The 21593-nt window shown below is 63.3% G+C and carries 15 protein-coding genes and 1 pseudogene; 3 read left to right on the top strand and 13 right to left on the bottom strand.

Translation table 11 applies throughout. The features are described 5' to 3' along the window. Window positions 1–627 carry a helix-turn-helix transcriptional regulator gene (locus tag JFV30_RS13455; protein WP_010171318.1) on the top strand — a complete coding sequence of 209 codons (627 nt, stop codon included), beginning with the start codon at window positions 1–3 and terminating at the stop codon, window positions 625–627. 1 nt (window position 628) lies between these two features. Here JFV30_RS13455 and JFV30_RS13450 read toward each other — a convergent pair whose 3' ends face one another. The 13 genes and pseudogenes from JFV30_RS13450 to JFV30_RS13390 form a co-directional block, all read right to left on the bottom strand. After that, complete coding sequence (locus tag JFV30_RS13450) at window positions 629–1006, bottom strand: RidA family protein (protein WP_201124260.1); 378 nt, start codon at window positions 1004–1006, stop codon at window positions 629–631. Between the two features lie 91 nt (window positions 1007–1097). Next, window positions 1098–2057 (bottom strand): threo-3-hydroxy-L-aspartate ammonia-lyase, encoded by a 960-nt coding sequence (locus JFV30_RS13445; RefSeq protein WP_201124258.1) that lies wholly within the window; start codon window positions 2055–2057, stop codon window positions 1098–1100. Between the two features lie 105 nt (window positions 2058–2162). Then, window positions 2163–2951, bottom strand: coding sequence for an ABC transporter ATP-binding protein (locus tag JFV30_RS13440; protein ID WP_201124256.1), 789 nt, complete (start codon window positions 2949–2951; stop codon window positions 2163–2165). Window positions 2952–2962: 11 nt separating this feature from the next. After that, window positions 2963–3721 carry an ABC transporter permease gene (locus tag JFV30_RS13435; protein WP_010171307.1) on the bottom strand — a complete coding sequence of 253 codons (759 nt, stop codon included), beginning with the start codon at window positions 3719–3721 and terminating at the stop codon, window positions 2963–2965. Window positions 3722–3730: 9 nt separating this feature from the next. Continuing rightward, window positions 3731–4492, bottom strand: coding sequence for an ABC transporter permease (locus JFV30_RS13430; protein ID WP_169388577.1), 762 nt, complete (start codon window positions 4490–4492; stop codon window positions 3731–3733). Window positions 4493–4752: 260 nt separating this feature from the next. Continuing rightward, entirely contained in the window at window positions 4753–7215 is a 2463-nt protein-coding gene (locus tag JFV30_RS13425; RefSeq protein WP_201124255.1) for a TonB-dependent receptor plug domain-containing protein, read from the bottom strand. Between the two features lie 200 nt (window positions 7216–7415). Next, window positions 7416–9680: a TonB-dependent receptor gene (locus JFV30_RS13420; RefSeq protein WP_201124252.1), complete on the bottom strand. Its 2265-nt coding sequence runs from the start codon at window positions 9678–9680 to the stop codon at window positions 7416–7418. Between the two features lie 275 nt (window positions 9681–9955). After that, the gene (locus tag JFV30_RS13415; protein ID WP_003212534.1) at window positions 9956–11014 is read right to left on the bottom strand and encodes an ABC transporter substrate-binding protein; all 1059 of its coding nucleotides are present in this window, start codon (window positions 11012–11014) and stop codon (window positions 9956–9958) included. A 126-nt stretch (window positions 11015–11140) separates the two neighbouring features. After that, complete coding sequence (locus tag JFV30_RS13410) at window positions 11141–12190, bottom strand: ABC transporter substrate-binding protein (protein ID WP_201124250.1); 1050 nt, start codon at window positions 12188–12190, stop codon at window positions 11141–11143. Between the two features lie 20 nt (window positions 12191–12210). After that, on the bottom strand, window positions 12211–13362 hold the full coding sequence (locus tag JFV30_RS13405) for an LLM class flavin-dependent oxidoreductase (protein WP_169388574.1): 1152 nt from the start codon (window positions 13360–13362) through the stop codon (window positions 12211–12213). Window positions 13363–14375: 1013 nt separating this feature from the next. Continuing rightward, window positions 14376–16222: pseudogene (locus JFV30_RS13400) on the bottom strand (ABC transporter ATP-binding protein). Further along, window positions 16215–17981, bottom strand: a complete 1767-nt coding sequence (locus JFV30_RS13395; RefSeq protein ID WP_201124248.1) for an ABC transporter ATP-binding protein — start codon at window positions 17979–17981, stop codon at window positions 16215–16217. The pseudogene JFV30_RS13400 and the gene JFV30_RS13395 overlap by 8 nt, the downstream one beginning before the upstream one ends. Before the next feature lie 147 nt (window positions 17982–18128). Next, window positions 18129–19361, bottom strand: a complete 1233-nt coding sequence (locus JFV30_RS13390; protein ID WP_201124246.1) for an acyl-CoA dehydrogenase family protein — start codon at window positions 19359–19361, stop codon at window positions 18129–18131. A gap of 412 nt (window positions 19362–19773) precedes the next feature. Here JFV30_RS13390 and JFV30_RS13385 point away from each other — a divergent pair, with 412 nt between their 5' ends. Both JFV30_RS13385 and JFV30_RS13380 read left to right on the top strand, forming a co-directional pair. Further along, window positions 19774–20817, top strand: a complete 1044-nt coding sequence (locus JFV30_RS13385) for an ABC transporter substrate-binding protein (protein WP_201124244.1) — start codon at window positions 19774–19776, stop codon at window positions 20815–20817. Between the two features lie 16 nt (window positions 20818–20833). Next, window positions 20834–21565 (top strand): class II aldolase/adducin family protein, encoded by a 732-nt coding sequence (locus JFV30_RS13380; RefSeq protein WP_201124242.1) that lies wholly within the window; start codon window positions 20834–20836, stop codon window positions 21563–21565. The last annotated feature ends 28 nt before the right edge of the window (window positions 21566–21593 follow it).

Raw genomic sequence — 21593 nt, 5'->3', positions numbered from 1 at the left:
ATGAAAAAACACACTCCCGAACAAGCGGCCCTGATCAGCCAACTCGAACAGATTGCCGAAGGCCTGAGCAAGACCTTCAGCCCGTTTTGCGAGGTCGTGCTGCACGACCTGCGCGACCCGCAGCACGCAATCATGGCCATCCACAACAACCTCTCCGGGCGCCAGCCGGGAGACCCTGCGACCGAGCTGGGCCTGGCGCGGATTGCCGATCCCGAGTACCCGCAGGTGATCGCCAACTACCAGAACCAGTTCGCCGATGGCCGCCAGGTCAAGAGCACTTCCATCGGTATCAAGGACTCCACCGGCAAATACGTCGCGGCTTTGTGCATGAACGTCGACCTCTCGTTGTTCCGTGGCTTGCAGGGCATGCTGGAACAGTTCGGCTCGGTCAGCGGCGACCGGCCCGCCGAGTCTCTCGACCCGTCCGGTGCCGATGCCATTCGTGCGCGTATCGACCAGTTCGCCGCACGCCTGGCGACCACGCCACGTGCGCTGAAGGCCGCCGACCGCCGCTTGCTGATGCAAGAACTCAAGGACGCCGGCGTGATGGACATTCGACGGGCCATGGAAACGGTTGCCTCGCACCTTGGTGTCTCGCGGGCGGCGGTCTACACCTACGCCAAATGACCTACGCCGAACGCGCCACGGCTTCGATTTCAATCAGGTAGCCGTGGTGCAGTTCCGGCACCGGCACCACCGCGCGGGCAGGGCGGTGGTCCCCCAGCGCGGCAGCGTACAAGCCGTCGAATTCAGGCCAGTGTTTTACCCCCACCACATACACCGTGACTTTCACCAGGTCTGCGGGTGAGCCGCCTGCGGCCTTCAAAATCGCCAACAGATTGTCCAGGGCCACTTGAGCCTTTTCGGCAAACGACGCTTCAATGTTGTGGCGCCCGTCCGGGCTCACCGGCAATTGCCCGGAGATGTACAGCGTGCCCTGATGGCTGACGGCCTGGGCGTAGTGACCGGCAGGCTGGGAGGCAGTGGGTGTGTGGTGAGTCTTCATGGTCGGCAGTGCTCAGGCAATGGCGGGCAGCAGGAAACCGTGTGGCAAGCACGCTCGCCACAGTCGGATTCAGTGTTTTTTGTTGGAAGGCTTAGCCCTGTAGCAGGCTCGCGTACTTCTCGATATCGACGTTGCCGCCCGTCACGATGATGCCCACGCGCTGGCCCTTGAATTGATCCTTCACGTTGCGCAACGCCGCGAGACCCAGGCAACCGGTGGGCTCCACCACCATTTTCATGCGCTGCATGAAGAACTTCATCGCCGCCACCAATTCGGCGTCCGAGACGGTAAGGATGTCAGTGACCTGCTCGCGAATGATCGGAAAGGTGTGGTGGCCCAGATGCTGGGTCTGGGCGCCGTCGGCGATGGTGGCGGGAGTGTCGATGTGCACGATGCTGCCGGTCTGGAAGGAGCGCTGGCCGTCATTTCCGGCTTCGGGCTCGACCCCGTACAGCAGGCAATCGGGCGACAGCGCGCGGGTGGCCAATGCCGTGCCGGAGAGCATGCCGCCACCGCCCAGGCCAACAAACAAGGCGTCCAGGGGGCCGGTGAATTCCAGCAGCTCCTTGGCGGCAGTGCCCTGGCCGGCGAGTACGTCCGGGTGGTCGTACGAAGGAATCAGGGTCATGCCGTGCTGCTCGGCCAGGGTGCGGCCGATCTGTTCGCGGTCTTCGGTGATGCGGTCGTAGAACACCACGGTCGCGCCGTACTCCCGGGTGGCGGCGACCTTGGCGGCCGGTGCGTCGGTGGGCATTACGAGGGTGGCCGGCATCTGCAACAGGCGCGCGGCCAGCGCGATGCCCTGGGCGTGATTGCCCGAGGAAAACGCCACCACACCGGCTTTGCGCTGCGCCTCGTCAAACCGTGAAAGCGCATTGAACGCGCCGCGAAACTTGAACGAACCGGTGCGTTGCAGGTTTTCGCACTTGATGAACACCTGGGCCCCGGTCTCGGCGTCGAGGGTGCGCGAGGTGAACACCGGCGTGCGGTTGGCGAAGCCCTCCAGGCGTCCGGCGGCTTTGATCACGTCATGGTACGAAGACAGTTGCATGGAAAGGACCTCTGAAAATGAACCGGGCACGGGCGCATTGCATTTGCTGTCTGGATAAAATATCCAGAACTATACAAAATGTAAAGCGCTGCATGCCCAGGGTTTTCAGTGCCCGACCAGCTCCTCCAGCAACTGCTCTTTGTAGCCTTGCAATACCGATGAGCTGCGCTCCCTCGGATGCGGCAAGTCCACCCGGATTTCATGTTTTATTCGTCCTGGGTGGGCATCCATCACGATCACCCGGTCCCCCAGGTACAACGCCTCTTCGATGTCATGGGTGACCATGATCACCGTGCAGCGCTGCTGCACCCAGATCCGTTGCAGTTCGCGCTGCAAATGCACCCGGGTCAGGGCATCGAGGGCGCCCAGTGGTTCATCGAGCAACAGCACCTTGGGTGTGTTGATCAGCGCCCGGGCGATCGCCGCACGTTGCGCCATGCCGCCGGAGAGCTGGTGGGGGTAGGCGTTTTCGAAGCCGGTGAGGTTGACCAGGGCGATGTGTTCGGCCACCTGCCGATCCTTTTCGGCCTGGGCCAGTTTGTGATTTTTCAGGGCCAGGGCGATGTTCTGGCTGACGGTCATCCACGGGAACAGGCGGTGGTCCTGGAACACAATGCCGCGCTCCAGGCTGGTGGCGGCAATGCGTTGGCCGTCCAGCAGGATGTCGCCTTCGTACTCGGCCTCCAGCCCGACAATCAGCCGCAGCAAGGTGGATTTTCCGCAGCCGCTGGCGCCGACGATGCTGACAAACTCCCCGGGGCGCACGTCGAGGTTGATGTTGTGCAACACCGGCAGCGGCTTGCCTTCGATCCGGTAGGCCTTGGTCAGGCCGCGAATCTGCAGGGCGCCGGTCTGCACGGCGGTGTGGAGGGCGTGGTGGGCGATTGCGTTCATGTTCATGGCCTTCAACGAAGATTGCGCCAGCGCAGCACGTGGCGGCTGAGGCGGGTAAACAGCAGGTTCATCAGGTAGCCCAGCAGGCCGATGCACAGCACGCTGAGCACGATCACTTCCATGCGCGAGCCGGCCTCGGCGTTCATCATCAGGTTGCCCAGGCCGGCGCCGGAGGACAGGAACAGTTCGCTCCCGATGGCGGTGACCCAGGCGAAGGCGAGGGCATGCAGCACGCCGGTGGCGATACTCGGCAGCGCCGCCGGCAGCAGCACATGCACGAACTGCTGCACCGGGCTGAGCACCAGCACCTGGCCGACTTCACGATAACGCCGCTCCACATGGCTGAAGCCCTGGTAGGTGTTGAGCACCATCGGGTAGAAGGCCGCGAGGCTGACGATCAGCACCTTGGAAAATTCGCCATTGCCGAACCACATGGCAATCAGCGGAATCCAGCCCAGCATCGGCACTTGGCGGATCGAATGGAACAACGGGCCGATCAAACGGTTGGCCACGCCGGACAGCGCCATCAGCACCCCCAGCACCACTCCGAACAGGATGCCCAGGGCCAGGCCACTGCTGGTGCGGGCCAGGCTGGCCAGCAGGTTGACCAGCAGCTCGCCGTTGCCGAGCATCTCCAGCAACGCCGAGCCAATCGCCGACAGCGGCACGAAGGCATACGCGCCGGCCGCGTCCTGGCGCGAGGCGTATTCCCAGGCGAGGATCAACAACAGTGGCAGCAACAGGCCGCGGGACTTTTTCAAGAGGTTCATGCCGGGCTCCTAGCGGGTTTGCCAGCGAAACAGCCGCTGTTCCAGTGAGCGAAAGCCAAAGTCGAGGGCAAAACCGATCACCCCGGTGACCACCACGCCCACCATCACCACGTCGATGCGCAGCATCTGCCGGGCCATCTCGATCATTTGCCCCAGGCCGCTGTCGGCCGCCAGCAACTCGGTGGCCACCAGCACCACCCAGGCGCGGGTCAGGCTGATGCGAAAACCGGTGATGATCGGCGGCGCGGCAGCGGGCAGGGCGATGCGCCAGACGAAGGTCGGCCAGCGCAGGCGGTACACGTCGGCCACTTCGAAGTAGCTGCGGGGAATGCCCTTGACCCCCTCGCTGGCGGCCAGGGCCACCGGGAAAAACGCGGTCTTGGCGACGATGATGATCTTGAAGGTTTCATCAATGCCGAACAGCAGCACAAACATCGGGATCAGCGCGATGCTGGGGATCTGGCGCAGGGTGTGGAACAGCGGCGCGCAATACACCTCGACGTTCTTGGACAAGGCCATCAGCACGCCAAAGGCCAGGCCGCACAGCGAACCGATGCCAAAGCCCAGGCCGAGGCGCGACAGGCTGTTGCCCAGGTGTTCCGCGAGTTCGCCGCTGGCGAGCAGTTCTTCGAAGGTGTGCAGGACCTGGGCCGGCGGTACCAGCAGGTTGCGCGGGAAGATCCCGAGGTGCGCCACCAGCGTCCAGGTGGCGAGCAGGGCCAGGGGCGAGATGAGCCAGGTCAGGGCAGTCAGTAATCGGTAGGGGCGCATGGTGGGTCTTATTTCAGCGAAGTACTGGGTGAGCATCGCAAGACATGTGCCAGTGAACACAACAGGGGAGAACAATGAAGGCCAAATGTGGGAGCTGGCTTGCCTGCGATGACGGTGGGCCAGTAAACATTGAGGCTGGCTGATCCACCGTCATCGCAGGCAAGCCAGCTCCCACAATGCATGGGTGTACATCCGAATGCCCGAATGATGCCTGGCCAACAATGGGCTGCTGCTCCAGCAACACCCCATCAGCAATCCCCTCAGAAGTCGTAGCTCACACTGGTGTAGTAAAACGCACCCTGCGCACCTTCAGGGCTGGTGATCGAGTAGATCGGCACTCCATACAGCTGCGCGCCGGAGGCCTTGTCCGGGTGGGTATTGAACAGGTTGGTCGCGCCGGCGGAAAGCTTGATCCCCTTGCCGAGGTTGTACGACACGTCCAGGTCGGTGACCCATTGCGGGCTGAAGGTCTGGTCGAGGTTGGGGTTGGCGGCGTTGAGGCTTTTCCATTCGCCATAACGGCGCTGGGCCACGGTGACGCCCCATTGTTCATAGGCCCAGTTGGCGCTGAGGGTCAGCTTGTAGTCCGGCGTACCGTGTTCGATCAGGCCTTGGGTGGTGCGGCCGATGATCTGGTTGCCGGCGATGTTGCCGACGTTGCGCAGGTCGGTGATTTGCGTGCGGTTACGCGCGTAGCCGGCATTGAAGTTCACCCGGCCCCATTGCTGCAGGTCCAGCTTGTAGTTGCCGGTCAGCTCGATACCGTCGGTGCGGGTGTCGGCGATGTTGGTGTAGAACGCCGCGCTCTGGATATTGGCGTAAGGCGTGCCGGCGAAGATCGGCGAGACCACCGAGGCCGGCAATTGGTCGGAGAGCGTGATGCGGTTATTGATGTTGATGCGGTAGGCGTCCACCGTTACCGATGCGTTATCCAGCGGTTGCCAGACCAGGCCCAGCGAGTAGTTGGTCGACTCTTCGGGCTTGAGCTGCGTGCCGCCCAGGGCCTGGGCTTCCGGGCTGTTGGCGCGCAGCGTGCGCTGTTGCACCTCGACGTAGTTGCCGCTGCCCGGCGGCTGCTCCACCACCTGCACACTGAACGACGACATGCCGCTCTGGGCAAGGGACGGCGCACGATAGCCGGTGCTGGCGCTGGCCCGTGCGGCGATCTGCGGGGTGAAATCGTAGCGCAGCGACAGCTTGCCGTTGGTGGTGTCGCCAAAGTCCGAATAGTGTTCGGTGCGCACTGCAACGCCGGCCTGGAACTTCTCGGTGACCTGGCCTTCGACATCCACATACGCGCCCAGCACCTTGCGTTGCAGCGAGGCGGCATCCACCGGGGTGATCCCCGAGTAATACCCGGCAAGCCGGCGCCCGGTCACCGGGTCGATGGTGTTGAACAGCGGGCCATTTTGCGACGCCGCCGGCGCGCCTGCGCTCAATTGGTAGTTCTCCTGGCGCCAGGCAAGGCCTGCGGAAACGGTCAATGGCTTGAACAGCAAGTCGGTGGGGAAATCCCGTACCCAGTCCAGGGTCACGTTGGTCTGGTCGTTCTTGCGCTCGCCGGTGTAGATCGTCGCCGGGCTGTTGGTACCCCAGCTGGGGTTGATCGCGTTGTAGTCGGTGGACTTGACGATGTTGGTGCCGTGGTTCAGCGCCAGGTCGAACTTGCCCAACTGCTCGTTTTCATAACGCAGGCCGCCGGTGGCAGCATAGTCTTCCAGGGTGTAGCGGGTGATCGGCAAACGCCCGTCCGGGTAGCGCTGCAAGGAAACGCTGCCGTAGTTGTTGTACAGCGCGGTGGGCGGGTCGAAGAAACCGGTGGAGTCGGTGTTCTTGTGGGAGTAGGTGGCAAAGCCGTAGGCGGTCAGCCCCTCGCCAACGCCCATCTCGCTGTTGGCCAGGAAGTTGTACTGGTCGGAGACACTGTTGGAGCCCCAGTTCCAGGTGCGGTAGCGGTTGTTCTGTTCGCGCGGTGTGTTGACGCTGGTATCGCCGCGATAAAAGATCCGGTTGTCCGGGTTGGTGTCGCTGGCCGGGTCCTGGCTGCCGGCATCGAAACTCAGGGTCAGGAAGCCGTCGTTGGGCAGCTCGAAGCCTTTCCAGCCGCTGTACTTGCGTTGCATGCCGTCGCCCTTGTTGTAGCCACCGAAGCGATAGCCGACGTTGCCGCCGTCGTCCTTTTGCTTGAGCACGATGTTGATCACCCCGGCGATGGCATCGGAGCCATATTGGGCGGCGGCGCCGTCGCGCAGGATCTCCACGTGGTCGATCGCGCTCAACGGGATCAGGCTCAGGTCCACCGCCGCCGCGCCCCGGCCGTTGGCGAGGCTTTGGCGGGTGATGTTGGCGCTGGTGTGGCGGCGCTTGCCATCCACCAGCACCAGCACCTGATCGGACGCCAGGCCGCGCAGCGAGGCGCCTTGGGCGATGGACCCGGCGAACGCGCCTTGAGGCGACTGCGGGAAGCTGAAGGACGGCGACAGCGCGGTCAGGGCGCCGGACAGGTCGGCAGCGCCGGTTTGCTGCAACTGCTCGCCGCTCAGCACATCCACCGGCGCGGCGCTTTGCAGGGCGGTGACATCGCTGCGACGGGTACCGAGTACCACCACGGTGTCGAGGCTGTCGTTTTTGGCGGTGGGCTGTGTCTCGGCGGCTACAGCGGGCACGGCAAGGCTGCCCATGACCAGCGCGATGGCGCCGGCCAACGGAGTACGTTGGAACATAGAAAGGTCCTTTCGAAGAGTGTTGGCGATGGCGGGCCGGACGCTATGGTTCAAACAAAGAAGGTCAACTGTGGGAGCTGGCTTGCCTGCGATGATGGCGGCACAGCCACATAGTGGTTGGCTGACCCACCGCTATCGCAGGCAAGCCAGCTCCCACATTTGATCTCCGGCGTTTGGTGAATAGTGTCCGGCGGCTGAAGTTAGAAGCGGCTGGTCACGCTCAGCCCCACGGTGCGCGGGTCGCCATAGGTGATCACGTACTGCCCCAATCCACCGTTTGGCCGGCCATGCACCTGGTAGCGGCGATCGGTGAGGTTGTTCACGAACCCGGTGACGCTGAGTTTTTCGTCGGCGCTGTACCAGGTCAGGCGGCTGTTGGCCAAGGTGTAGTGCGGTTGGCTCAAGTCCTTGTCGGCGCTGCTCTGGCGGTCGGCGAGGAAGTATTCCTTGTCGCGGAAACTCACGTCGGCACCGGCCACCAGCTTGCCGCCGATCTCCAGCGGGATGGTGTAGTCGCCACCCAGGGACACCACGTTGCGCGGCGAGCGCACGAAGCTGTTGCCGCTGTAGTCACCGGTGACCGCACCGGTGTTGGGGTTGGTGTTCTTGAAGTCGGTGTATTCGGAGTCAAGGAACGAAATCGCCGCCCGCAGGTGCAGGTAGTCGGTGGGCTGGCCTTCCAGTTCCAGCTCGGCACCCTTGACCTTGCCTTTGGCGCCGTTGGTCAGCGCGGTGGTCAGTACGCCGTTGTTGACGGTCAGCAGGTTGACCTGAATGTCCGAGTAGTCGTAGTAGAAGATGTTCGCGTTGGCCGTCAGGCGGTGGTTGAACCACTCGGACTTGACGCCGAATTCGTAGGCGTCGAGTTGTTCCGGGTCCACCGTGGTCAGTTGCGACAGGCTGGTGGACAGCCCGGTGTTGAAGCCGCCCGAACGGAAGCCGTGGGCATAGCGGAAGAACACCCGCACGTTGTCGTTGATCCGGTATTCCGGGGTCAGGTCATAGGTCAAGGCTTCCCAGGTCTTGTCTTCCTGACGGTTGCCGTTGGTGCCGACGCCCGCCAGGGGAATCAGCGGGCCGTTGGCGGTGGCGCGGGTCAACTGGGTGAGGTTGAGGTCGATGTCTTTCTTTTCCTGGGTCCAGCGCAGGCCACCGGTCACGCTGAAATTGTCGGTGAGGTCGTAGGTCAGGTTGCCAAACAGCGCGTAGCTGTCGGTGGTGTGGTTGTAGTTCAGGTCACGAAAATCTGTCGCGCCGTTGATTTGGTTGGAGCCGGTGCCATTGGGTGTCGGGCCCGGGGCGATAAAGCGTCCGGCGCTGCTGTCCAGGCCTTCATGGAAATAGTGCGCACCGGCCAGCCAGCGCAGGGTTTCCTGCTGGGGCGAGGCCAGGCGGATTTCCTGGGAGTACTGGGTGTATTTGTTGTCGGCGGTGGAGGTGCCGTTGACCTCGTAAGGTGTGTAGTCGGCATCACCGCTGGACTGGCCACGGATGTAGTCGTAGGCGCTGATGGACGTCAGGGTGTAGTCGCCCAGGTGCCAGTTGAGGGTCAGCGACGTGCCGTCGTGGTTGAGCTTGGAGTCGTCGTCCACGTTCAGCGCAATATTGCGTCCGGCGGGGCGCGTGTAGCCCACGTTGTAGTAACGCCCGAGGGTCAGCGCACCGTTGGCGCCGTCGCCCTTGAACTCGCGGCTGTGGATCTTCCACAGCGCATCCAGGTCCGGGTTGAGCTGGGCGAAGAATTGCAGGCGCACGGCCTTCTTGTTGACGTCTCCGTAGGTGTGATCGTCGATCAGGTTTTTCTGGAAGCCGTCGCGCTCCTCGGAGTACAGCGAGATCCGTGCCGCGAGTTTTTCCGGCACCAGGGTGCCACCGATGGCGCCGTTCACGATGCGCTCGTTCTTGCTGCCAAAGCCGATCGTGCCGTAGCCATCGGTGTCGAAGGTCGGCTTCTTCGAGATGATATTGACCGCGCCCGCGGTGGTGTTCTTGCCATACAGCGTGCCCTGGGGGCCGCGCAGAATCTCGATGCGTTCGAGGTCAAACAGCGGGCCGCCACCGGCAATCGGTGCGTTCAGGTACACGTCATCGGCGTAGATGCCCACCGGGTACACGGTGGCCGCGCCGGTGTCGCCGGTGCCCAGGCCACGGATGTACCAGCGTGGTCGACCGTCGCCGTCGGGGTTCTTCGCCGAGGCGTTGGGAATAAAGGTGGTGATGTCGCCCATCGAGCGTACGCCGTCGGCAATGATACTGGTGCCCTGGACCGCCGATACCGCCACTGGAACCTCTTGCAGGGTTTCTTCCCGGTGTTGTGCGGTGACGGTCACGGTCTTGAGCGACGGCTCGGTGTTGCTGGCGTCGTTTTCGGCTGCTTCGGCGGCCAATAAAGGTTCACTGGCGGTGCCGCCTGCCAGCAGTAAAGCGAGCCACAGGCCCTTGGTGATCGGATTAAGTGTGTGCATGAAATCTCCCCCGGAAAAGTTTCCTTGAAGGGGCTAGAGCAGAGATCGTGCCAAGCAGATTTCAGGGTCGATACATGATTGTAAGGTATTGATATATAACGATTAAAAAAATAAATAAGCGGGCGTTTTCGACCAATTGAAAGCGCAGCCGAAGGCCGCTTGAAAAGCGTGTCGAAGATTCAGCAGAAGTTGCTTGGAGGGTGCTGCTGGAGCAGCAGGGGAAGTGTTGCCAGGCAAGCACCGCAGGAGCCGGCAAGCCGGCTCCTGCAGAGGGGTTAGACGGCCACGCGAGAGGTGGAGCCGATGACCTTTTCCAGCACGCTGAAATCAATCCAGTCGCGTACATCGAAGCGCCGTGGAATGAAGTTCCAGCGATGCAGGAAATCGGTGAAGTCCTGCAAGGCTTCGATGGAGCGTGAGTCCAGTGTGGTACGCAGCCGGCGATGGGCATCTTCGCCATAGGCCGCGGTCACCCAGTACTCGCTGGTGTTGAGTTCCTGGGCCAGGAAACGCCGGGTTTCGTCCGGATTCGCCCAGGCCCATTGCTCGGTACGCAGCACGGTGTCGACGATTTTCACGCTGGCGTCGAAGTGCTCCTGCAACAGGTTGATGTCCACCGTCAGGGTACGCGGCGTACCGTTGTTGGAACGGATCAGCGGGTCCGGGTGCGAGCCGGTGTCCACCACCACATGCAAGCCAAACTCGTTGGCCAGGTGCACGGCGTGGGCACCCTTGAGGAAGATCGCGTCGATATCACCGCGCAGCAGGCCGATCAGCTCGTTGTTGCGCCGGCTGAAGCGGCTCACCCCAAGGCTGGCCGGAGAACCATAGACGTATTGCACCTGGTTGTCGCTGTAGGTGCCGCCGTAGGGATAGTCCACCAGCTCCACGTCCGAGACTTCCAGGCCTTCGAGCTTGAGGGCATTTTCCAGGCCGCGCAGGGCCTGGGCGCGGGTGAAGTCGATCTGCACGTTGGCCCATTTCGGCAGGCCGAAGCGCCGGTTTTTCAAGTCGCGCACGCTGCGCACACCGCTCTCGGCGGTGGTCAGGATCAACTGCACCTCGTCGCTCCACGACAGCCCCAGCACCCGGGTTTCCACGCCACTGGCATAGGCCCAGATCGCCGGGATGTTACCGCCATGACGCACCGAGTTTTTCAGGTGATGGTCGTAATGCGCTTCGCGAACTTCGCGCTCCGTGGACTCGCGCAACGACTGGATATTGGTGCCAAAAGGCAGGAAAGCCTCCGCCAGGCGGCCGGACTGCACCGCAATGCCGAGGCCGGTGGGAACCGGACTGTGGGTGTACCAGAGAGTATCGAGTGGTTTGCTCATAAGGGTCTTCGTTCAAATCCATGAAATAGGAAACCTTTGCAGGAGCCCGGCTTGCCGGCGATGAGGCCCGAAAGGTCATTGCCGCATTCAAGGCCGTCATCGCCGGCAAGCCGGCTCCTGCACGGGTTAGCCTGCCAGCGCGGTTTTGCCGTTCAAGAGTGCTTCCAGCGGCCGTGCATCAATCCATTCACGCACATCATAACTTTTCGGGATAAAGCGCCAGCGGTGCAGGAAATGCGTGAAGTCCTGCAGCGCGGCAATCGCCTGTTCATCGAGTTCGGTGCGCAGGCGCAAGTGGGCGTCGTTGCCATAGGCGGCGGTGACCCAATACTCACTGCTGTTGGTTTCCTGGGCCAGGTAGCGCCGGGTTTCCTCCGGGTGGGTGTGGGCCCATTGCTCGGCGCGCAGTACCGAATCGAGGATGCCGGTGGCCACGTCAAAGTGATTTTCCAGCAGGTTCAGGTCCACCGCCAGGGTGCGTGGCGTGCCGTTGTTGCTGCGGATCAGCGGGTCCGGGTGGGAGCCGGTGTCGATCACCGTGTGCAGGCCGAAATCATGAGCCTGCTGGGCGGCGTGGGCGCCCTTGAGGAAGATCGCATCGACCTCACCCCGCAGCAGGCCGATCAGCTCCAGGTTGCGTTCGCTGACTTTCTGCGTGACCGGCGTACCGGCGATATTGCGCACCGGGGTATCGCTGAAGGTGCCGCCGTAGCGGAAGTTCTTCAGCTTCACGTCGCCGACTTTCAGGCCTTCCAGTGACAGCGCGTTCTCCAGCCCGCGCAGAGCCTGGGCGCGGGTGAAGTCGATCTGTGCGCCGGCCCAGTCCGGCAGGCCGAAGGTGCGGCCCTTGAGGTCCTTGACGGTTTTGATGCCGCTGTCCTGGCGGGTCAGGATCAGTTGCACTTCATCTGCCCACGACAACCCGATCACCCGGGTTTCCCGGCCTTGGGCGCGGGCCCAGATCGCCGGGATATTCCCGCCATGGCGTACCGAATTGCGCAGGGTGTGATCGAAGTGCGATTCGCGCACCGCTTTGTCATCGGACTCACGCAGCGACTGCACCTCGGTGCCGAGGGCACCGACGGTGTCTTGCAGCCAGCCTTTTTGCACCGCAATGCCCAGGCCGGTGGGCACGGGGCAGCGGGTGTACCAGAGCGTATCGAGAGGTTGGGTCATCAGGGGTTCTCCCACAGCGTTCAGGCGCTGGCTTTCAAAGGTTGGATGGCCGGGCGTTGGTGCACCAGCGGCAGGACTTCCTGGCCAATGCGCAACGCTTCTTCCAGGTGTGGATTGCCGGCGAGGATAAAGGTCGAGAAACCGGCGTCGCGGTACTCCACCAGGCGCTCGGCGATGTTCTGGTGGCTGCCGACCAGGCCCACGGTGGGGCCTGGCTTGGCCTTGGCAAACCCGGCCCACAGGTTGGGGCCGATGATCAGGTCGTCGAACCGGTCGACGTTCTGGTGGTACGCGGTCTGGCGCGCGCCGCCGACCGAATCCGAGCCGCTGGTAAAGCCCTTGGCGACCTGGCTGCTCTTGCCTTCGAGCTTGTCGAACTGGCGGCGCAGGTCCTTCCAGGCTTGCTCCTCGGTCTCCCGGGCGAACAGATCGACCCGCAGGCCGAAACGCACGGTGCGGCCTTGTTTGTCGGCCAATTCGCGTACGCGCTCGATGTGTGGCTTGAGCTTGTCGATGGGTTCGGCCCAGTTCAGGTACACGTCGGCGTGCTTGGCGGCGACGTCGAGGGCGGCGTCGGAGAAACCGGAGAAGTACACGCCGGGCTTGCGTTCGTGGTGCAGGCCGTGGGGCAGGGCGCCGTTTTCCAGTTGGTAGATATCGCCGTCGTAGGAGAATTTTTCGTTCTCCCAGAGGCCCTGGATGATGTCGAGGAATTCGCCGGTGCGCTTGTAGCGCAGGTCGTGTTCGAGGAAGTCACCGTTGGCGCGCTGGCTGGCGGGGTTGCCGCCGGTGATGATGTTCCATTCCACGCGGCCGCGGCTGAGGTTTTGCAGGATCGCGGCTTGTTGGGCGGCGTAGGCGGGCAGGGTCCAGGTGGCCTGGAAGGCGATCAGGAACTTGATGCGCCGGGTTTCCCGGGCCAGGGCGGCGGCGACGATCCACGGCTCGGGGCCAGTGGGCAGCAGGGCGCCTTCGAAACCGGCGAGTTCGGCGGCCTTGGCGACCTGGGCGATGTAGTCGATGTAGGTGAAGTCGTCGGGTTGGCCGTTGGGCAGGCGGCCCGGGGCGATATTGCCGGGGCGGTAGTCCGGGTTGCCCCGGTTGTGTTTGTCGGTGGTGAGTTGGGGGCCGTCGGTGCCCAGTGGCAGGCGCCAGAAGAATTCAGTGGTCATGGGTGCTCCGGAGTCAGTCGCGTGAGGTGCGGGGACCTTTTGGTATTGGGACTGCAACGGGCATGCCATGGGGGCTTGGGCCAATGGGGGCGGGGGTTTTGGGTTTTCTGGGTGGGTGGGGTGCGTCTGTAGCAACACTGGGTCAGCAGTGGGTGTTGGGGGTGAAGCAGTCGCTGTTTTGGGTGTACATATCCGTTGCTGCGGTAACGGCGGCTTAGGGTTTCGCTCTTACAGCGACTCACTTTGGAAAAGCCCCAAAGTAAGCAAAAGGCTCTGCCCCGCCTGTCGGCACCTCGCCTAGGCTCGGTGTTCCCTCACTCCGGCATTGCTCCGCGGGCCGCCGCGACGGGGCGTCCCTGCCCCGTCGCGGCTAAACCGGCGTCCTGCCGGTTTACCCGCTCCTCAATCCCTGCGTTCGGCCTCGGGCTTATTGGGGCAGTCAGATCAAGATCAAAAGCAAGAGCACAGCGGCCTACAGACCGGCTTGAGTGGTAGAAGCCAGATCAAAAGCCAAAGCGAAAACCAAATCTGAAACGGATGCAGCTCTGCTTTTCTGTGGGAGCTGGCTTGCCTGCGATGCAGACACCTCGGTTTTTCAGGTACACCGAGGCGATGCTATCGCAGGCAAGCCAGCTCCCACATTTGACCGTGCCCGCTTTAGATTTTGATTTTGATTTTGCCTTTGCTTCACACCACTCAAGCCGGCCTGTAGGCCGCTGTGTTCTTGATCTGCTTTTGATCTTGATCTTAGGCGCCCCGTTAAACCACGCTGGCCGAACGCAGGCTTTGGAGCGTGGGTAACCCGGCAGGACGCCGGGTTAGCCGCGCTGGGCCAAGGATGGCCCATCGCGGCGGCCCACGGTCCAAAGCCGGAGTGAGGGCACACCGAGCCTAGGCGAGGTGCCGAGTGGTGGGGCAAGAGCGTTTTGCTTACTTTTGCGCTTTTCAAAAGTGAGCCGCTGTAAGAGCGGAACCAATAGCGGCCATCACCCAAATAACGGATATACCCCCAATCACCCAGCCACCAAATCCCCCACCCGAGCACTCCGCAAATACGTCTGATACAACGCCGCATAAGCCCCCCACGTTCAATCAACGCATCATGCGCCCCAAGCTCCACCACCTGCCCATGCCTCACCACGGCAATCCGGTCCGCGTCCCGTATGGTCGCCAACCGGTGGGCAATGATGATCGCTGTGCGCCCCAGACACAGCCTGCGCAACGCCCGCTGAATCCGCCGCTCCGTGTGAATATCCACCGCCGAAGTCGCCTCATCCAGCACCAGCACCGCCGGGTCCGCCAGATACGCCCGCACCAGGCAAACGAGCTGCCGCTGCCCATGGCTCAAATGGGCACCCAAAGGCCCGACCTCGGTGTGGTACTGATGCGGCAACCGCTCCAACACCTCATCCGCCCCTAGCTCCCGGGCCGCCGCGATCAATGTCGCGTCATCCGCCAGTGGTGCCGCCAACCGCAAGTTGTCGAGAATGCTCCCGCTGAACAACACATTGTCCTGCAACACCACCCCGACATTGCGCCGCAACGCATGCTGGGCCAACTCCCGCACATCAATCCCATCCAGCCGCACCGCGCCCGACTGCACCTCGTAAAACCGCGTCAGCAACTGCACCAGCGTGCTTTTCCCGTGTCCCGACGGCCCGACAATCGCCAACACTTCACCCGCCGGGATATGCAAATCCAGCCCGTTGATCACCGGCGTCTGCGCACTCGGCACATAGCTGAAGTCCACTTTTTCAAACCGCACCTCACCCCGCGCCCGGCCCAAGTGCCGGGGAGTAGCGCTGTCGGTGATCTGCGCCTGGGTATCCAGCAACAGGAAAATCCGCTGCGCCGACGCCGAGCCGGTGGCATAGCGCTCAAACAGGTCCGACAGTTCCTGCAACGGCCCCAAAAACAAAAACACGTAGAACAGACTCTCCGCCATTTGCCCGACCGACACCTCGCCCGCTGCCAGTCCATAACCGCCCACCAGCAGCAACAAGGCGATCCCCGCCGAACTCAGCAACGCCGTAAAGGGTGCGAACCACCCCGACCGCAGGCTGCCGCGAATCAGCGCCTGGTTGAAGTCATCCAGCAGCCCGCGATAACGCCGCAGGTTCGGTGCCTCCTGGGCGCACTGCTGCAGCATTCGGGCGCCGCTGACGCTCTCCACCAGGTGCGCGGTAAAGCGGCTGCGGTTTTCCGCGACCCTGGCCCAGTTGCGCTGGGAGATCCGCTTGAAACTCCAGGTCGCCAGCACCAGCAACGGTACGGTGGCCGCCAGGCTGAGGAAGAAGCGCGGGTCGATACGCCATAGCATCACCGACGCCAGGCCGCAGCGCAGCACGGCACCGAGCAGCTCCGGCGGGCCCTGGATCACCAGGGGCTCAAGGGCATCCACGTCGCGGTCAACCCGGGAAATGATCCGCCCGGCGCGGGTCTGGTCGAAGTAGCTCACGCTCAAACCCTGGACATGCGCAAATACCTGTACCCGCAGGGCATTCAGCACGCGGATCGCCGCGCCTCCGGCGACGAACTGCGAGACCCCGGCCAGCAGGAAGCGCACCAGCCAACTGGCGGCCAGCCCAAGGCCCAGCCACAGCACCAGGCGCTCATCCAGCAGCCAGTGGTCAGCTTGTTGAATCAAGCCACGGTCCAGCAGTTCACGCACGAACCAGGGTCGCAAAAACACCGTGAATACCAGCAATAACTCAATGCCGATCACCGCGAAAATCGCGCGGCGGATTGGCCTGAGCAGCGGCAGCAAGCGTTTGAACATGCTGCGGTCGAGGGCCTTTTTCGCGAGCATTTCTTCGATTTCGATATCGCTCAAGGCTTTGCCGGCGATTGGATTAGCCATGGTCGATCCCCAGCAGGTCGCGGTAGTGCGGGTTGGTGTGTTGCAGCTCGGCGTGTGGCCCTGCGGCGGCGATTTTGCCGTGCGCCAGCATCAGCACCCGATCGGCCAGGAGGATGGTCGACAACTTGCTGGAGATCACCAGCACCGTGGTGCCACGCAGTTCCCGCAGGTTATTCAGCACGCGGCGCTCGCTGATGGCGTCGAGGGCGCTGGTGGCGTCGTCCAGGCACAGGATGTCCGGTTTGCCGAGCAACGCCCGGGCCAGGCACAGGCGCTGGCGCTGGCCGCCGGACAAGGTCACGCCACGATCACCCAGCGGCGTGGCGAGGCCGTGGGGCAGGCGCAGCAAGATGTCGTCGGCGGCGGCGAGGTGCAGGGCCTCGAGCAATTGTTCATCGGTGGCGTCGGGGGCGGTCAGGCGCAGGTTGGCGGCGAGGCTCCCGGCAAACAGGAAGCTCTCTTGCGGCACCACGTGCACCCGTTGGCGCAACGCGCCCAGATCCAGTTCGCGAATGTCTTGCCAGCCAGCGTCGTCATCGCCGAGCACCACACGTCCGGCGCTGACATCGGTGAGGCGCGGCAGCAGGCTGGCCAACAAGCTTTTTCCGGTACCGGTGGCGCCCACCAACGCGACAATTTCACCGGGCACCAGGGTCAGCGAACAGTCATGCAGAATGTCCCGGCCACCGCCGGGAGCGCTCACACTGACGTGCTCCAGGCGCAGCCCCAGGGGCGAAGCGGGCAGGGTGGCGCTGCCGCTGCGGATGGCGGCCGGGGCGTCCAGCAGTTGCCAGATTCGCTCGGCACTGGCCCGGGCATCGGCGAAGGTCTGCATCACCCGGCCAATGCCTTCGATGCGAAATACCAGGGTGGTGGCGATCAGCAGCGAGGTCACCAGTTCGCCGATGCCCAGTTGGCCGGCGGCGACCAGATGGGCGCCGTAGACCAGGATCCACACATGGCCGAGAGCGACCACTGCCTGGGGCAGCGGAATGCGTGAGCTGGAATAAGCCAGCGCCTGGCGGGCCAGCCCGGCGAACACCGCGACCTGTTCGGAGAAGCCCTGGATACGGCTCTGCTCAAGGGCGAAGGATTTGATCACCCGCACGCCGCCGATGCCTTCGCTGAGGTCCTGGTTGACGCGGTCGTAGGCCGCGCCGACGTTGCGGTCGAGTTCAACCAGGCGTTCGGTCTGCAGCACGAAAATCCACAGCCCAGTGACGGTCAGCAGCAGCGGTACCAGCCCCAGCCACGGGTTGTACCAGCTCAACAGGCCAACGGTGGCCAGCACTACCAGCGGGGTTTCCACCACCTGGCGCCAGAAGGTGATCAGGGCGTCCCGTACCTTGTCGGCGTCACGGGTGGTGCGGGTGATCATCTCGCCCATGCCGTGCTGCCAGTGATAGCCCAGGTGCAGGCTTTGCACCTGGGCTAGGATGCGTTCGCGCAGGCGTGTCAGCAGTTCCTGGCTGAGCACCAGGGACAACACGCTGGCCGCGTATTGGAGTACGCCACGGCCCAGGGCCACGGCGAGCATCAGCCATAGCCAGTGCCAGCCCAGACTGGCGTCGAGGCTGCCGTCGGCCTGGCGGATCACGGCGCGGCCGGCGCTCACGTCGTTGACGGCATGGCCGATCAGCCATTGTTGCCAGACCAGGCCGAGGTTGATGGCCACGAACAGCCCGGCGACCAGAGCGAAACGCCAGGGCATTTCGCGGTAGATCGCCAGGCTGCGCAGAAGAGGGTGTCTTTCGATCATGAAAAGCTCAATGGGGGTTATTGATCGTTCCCAAACTGTGGCGAGGGAGCTTGCTCCCGTTGGGTTGCGAAGCGACCCCAAAAGAGGGGCCTGCTGCGCAGTCCAGCGGGAGCAAGCTCCCTCGCCCCAGGGATGTGCCGGGCGGGTCTAGCGAGTGGTAGCTCCCTGGGTTTCCTTGGCGTTCAAGATCGCCGTGTACTCCCCCGGATCAATCCCGTTCAGGTAGTAATTGCCCACATGGTGCAAACGCCACCGAATCGGGTCATGGGTGGTGTGCACCCGCGCGTTGCGCCAGAACCGGTCCAGGTTCCATTTGCTCAGGGACGAACTGGCCCCCAGCAACGAGAAAATATCGCTGGAGATCTTCAACGAGGCGCTGTCCGAATGCGCCCGTGCGGTGGCCACCGACAGGATCAATTCGTCCTGCAGTGCCTTGTTTTCCGGGTCCAGTTCATGCTCGTCAAACACCCGCGCCGCATCCCGCAGCAGTGACTCGGCCGCACGCAGGGCCACCGCGTATTCGCCGATCTGCTTGATGATGTGCGGCTCTTCATTGGCGTGGTCCACGCCGCTTTCCACCCACGGCCGGGCGTTGTGCTTGAGGTAGTCCACCGCAGCGGTCAGCGCGCCCGAGGCAATCCCGGTATCGATCGCCGCGTGCAGGATCTGCGGGAAGGTCAGCCCGGTGCGCTTCATCGGGCCCTTGCGCCGGGAGACGAAGTCTTCGTCCAGTTCGATGTTGTCGAAATTCACCGTGCCGCTGACCGAGTTTTTCTGGCCGAAGGCTTCCCAGTCGTCCACCAGGGTCAGGCCCGGGGCGTTGCGGTTGAGCAGCACACCGGCACCGCCATCATCGGAGGCGGCGGTGAGGGAGATCCACTCGGCAAGGTAGGAACCGGTGGAGTAGAACTTGCTGCCATTCAGTACCAGCTTGCCGTCGGCACGCCGCTCGACGCGGGTCTTGAGGGCGAACTTGTTCTTGCCACCGACTTCCGCCAGGGCGTTGCCAAAACGCTTGCCGGCCAATACATCAGCCACCAGGCGATCACGCACCGCATCCGGATAGCCGTTGAAGATGCCCCGCAGCATCACGTTGTGAATCTGCAGCAACTGCCCCACACCGCCATCGGCCACCGAGACCAGGCGCACGGTTTCGACGATGGTTTGCACCGAGGCACCCAGCCCGCCAAACGCCTTTGGCACGCCGATGGCGGTCAGGCCGCTCTGGGACAGCAATTGCGCCTGGCGCCACGGCAGTTGGCCGTTCTGGCTGCTGTCGGCGGCGATCGCGGCGATTTCCACGGCGATCTCTTTGGCCGCGGCAATCGCCTCGGCCTCGCTGTGCAGTTGGTGTACCGGTACCTGTTCGAACGTACTCATAGTTTCTTCCCCTGATTTGGCCCGTGCGTTCAAGCCCCTCTGTAGGAGCTGGCTTGCCAGCGATGGTGGTTAACGATGACGCGTACTGACGGGTTTACGCGGTGCACTTGAGGCCATCGCTGGCAAGCCAGCTCCTACAAGGGATTGCGCTGGATGTCGGGCATTGAAGGTGCCTTGAGCAAGTTCTGCGCCAATGCCGAAAACCACGCCTGGCGGGGCCTGCGATAACGGGGTGTTGCTGGGGCAGCAGTGGCGGCCGGGTGACTGCTGGGCCAGCAGCAGCGCTGCTGACAGTCCAGCAACAGCGCTTTGGCTGTTTGCGCCAAAGCCTTGTAAACCGGGGCTTTGGCCAATTGGCACGGCCTCTGCAATACCCCCATGGACTGCCTTGCCCAATTCAATGGAGCTGCCCATGACCCTTTCCGCCATCCTGCCCAAGCCTGCGCTTGAGCAGATCTGGTTTACCCGCTGCCCGGTGCCGACCGCTTCCGGCATCGCCTACAAACTCGGTTGGCTGAGCGAGGAATTCGCCGCCGACGGCCTGCCGGTCTCGACCTTGCAGGAGGCCCGCCAACTGGGGCATCACCACTACGATCACGAGCTGCCCGGGCTGTTTCGCGAAGGCGGCAACGTGCCGGCACTGGCCGCCCGTGCCGCCGGTGCGCCGAGCCGTTTGATCGGCCTGACCTGGATCGAGGAATGGCAAACTATCCTGGTCCGCCCGGACTCCGGTATCACGCGTCCCGAACACCTGAAAGGCAAGCGCCTGGCCTTGCCGGCCTGGGGCGACAGCCGCCCGGGCAGCATCGCCCGGGCCATGAGCCTGCACGGCTATAAAGGCGCGTTGAGCCTGGCCGGCCTGGGCTTTGATGATGTGCAACTGGTGGAGGTGGCGCTGCACGATCAGGAGCAGGCGTCCAACCCACAGGAAGGTTTGCAGCGCCTGTGGTCGGGCCTGGATTACCTGGCGCGCGGCGAAGTGGATGCGGTGTACGTCAAGGGCGCTTCGGCCGCCGATGCCGCACGCCGTCTCGGCCTGGTGGTGGGCATCGACCTGGACCTGATCGCCGAGCCGCGCTACCGCATCAACAACGGCACGCCGCGCCCGATCACCGTCCACCAGAGCCTGCTGGACAATCACTTTGACCTGGTGGTGCGTTTCCTCGCGCAAACCCTCAGCGCGGCAGACTGGGCTGCGAACAATCGCGAGGGCCTGAACGCGATTCTCGAAGAAGAAACCCGCGCCGGCAGTGCCGGGGTGGCCGAGGCCTATCGCGGCGATTTCCATACCACCCTGGCGCCGGACCTGTCGGCCCAGCGCCTGGACTTCCTCGGTATCCAGAAAGACTTCCTGTACCTGCACGGCTTCCTGGAGCGCGATTTTGCAATCGCCGACTGGGTCGACTCGCGCCCCCTGCAAGCTGCCCATGAACTGTTGGCCAAGCGCCGCGCCTGAACCCGGAGAAACTGCCATGACTGCCATTGTCCACGCCCAACCGATCACCCAGGAACTGCAGGACTTTATCGACAAGGTCCTGCTGGAAGCCGAAGAAGCCTTCACCGTCTTCCGTGAGACCAACACCATCACCGCCAACGGCACCGTGGGCTTTATCGAGCGTGTGCCGGGCCAGGAACTGCTGGTGTCGGTCAACTACGGCGGCCCGTGGAACTACCGAAAGCCGCTGCAGGCCACCGTCACCGACTTTGCCGGCAACGTGATCTTCGGCAAAGGCAAGGGCGGCCTGGGGCGCTACACCAAACTGTTCCAGCAGCATGCGGACGTGACCACTGTGTCTCACGTGCACTCGCCGTACCTCGGCGCCTGGGCCCAGACCCATCGCACGCTGCCGTTCCACTACGTGCCGGTGCAGCGTTACCAGCTGGCGCGCGAGCTGCCGGTGTACATCGACCGTCGCCAGCAGGAAGTGGACTTCATCCTCGACAAGATCGCTGAAAACCCCTTCAACCTGGCGATCCTCGAAGCCAACGGCGGCTCCACGGTGTGGGGCAAGCAAGGGCTGCGGGCCACGGCTGAATTCATCCTGTTGCTGGAGGAGGGCGCGCAGCTGCAATTGCTGGCAGATGCCCTGGGTGGTTCGCGGGCTTACGGGCCTGGCGTGTTGACCCAGCAGTGGAAGATGAGTGGCCTGTTCGAACACGCCACCGCACTGGGGTTGGTCCCGGCCATCGACCGCAAAAACTGAACACACCCTCATCACGGTGACTGAAACC

This window comes from Pseudomonas sp. TH32, assembly GCF_016650855.1.
Taxonomy (GTDB): domain Bacteria; phylum Pseudomonadota; class Gammaproteobacteria; order Pseudomonadales; family Pseudomonadaceae; genus Aquipseudomonas.
The sequence above is the reverse complement of the archived record's forward strand: the minus strand, read 5'-3'. Positions and strand labels throughout refer to the sequence as shown.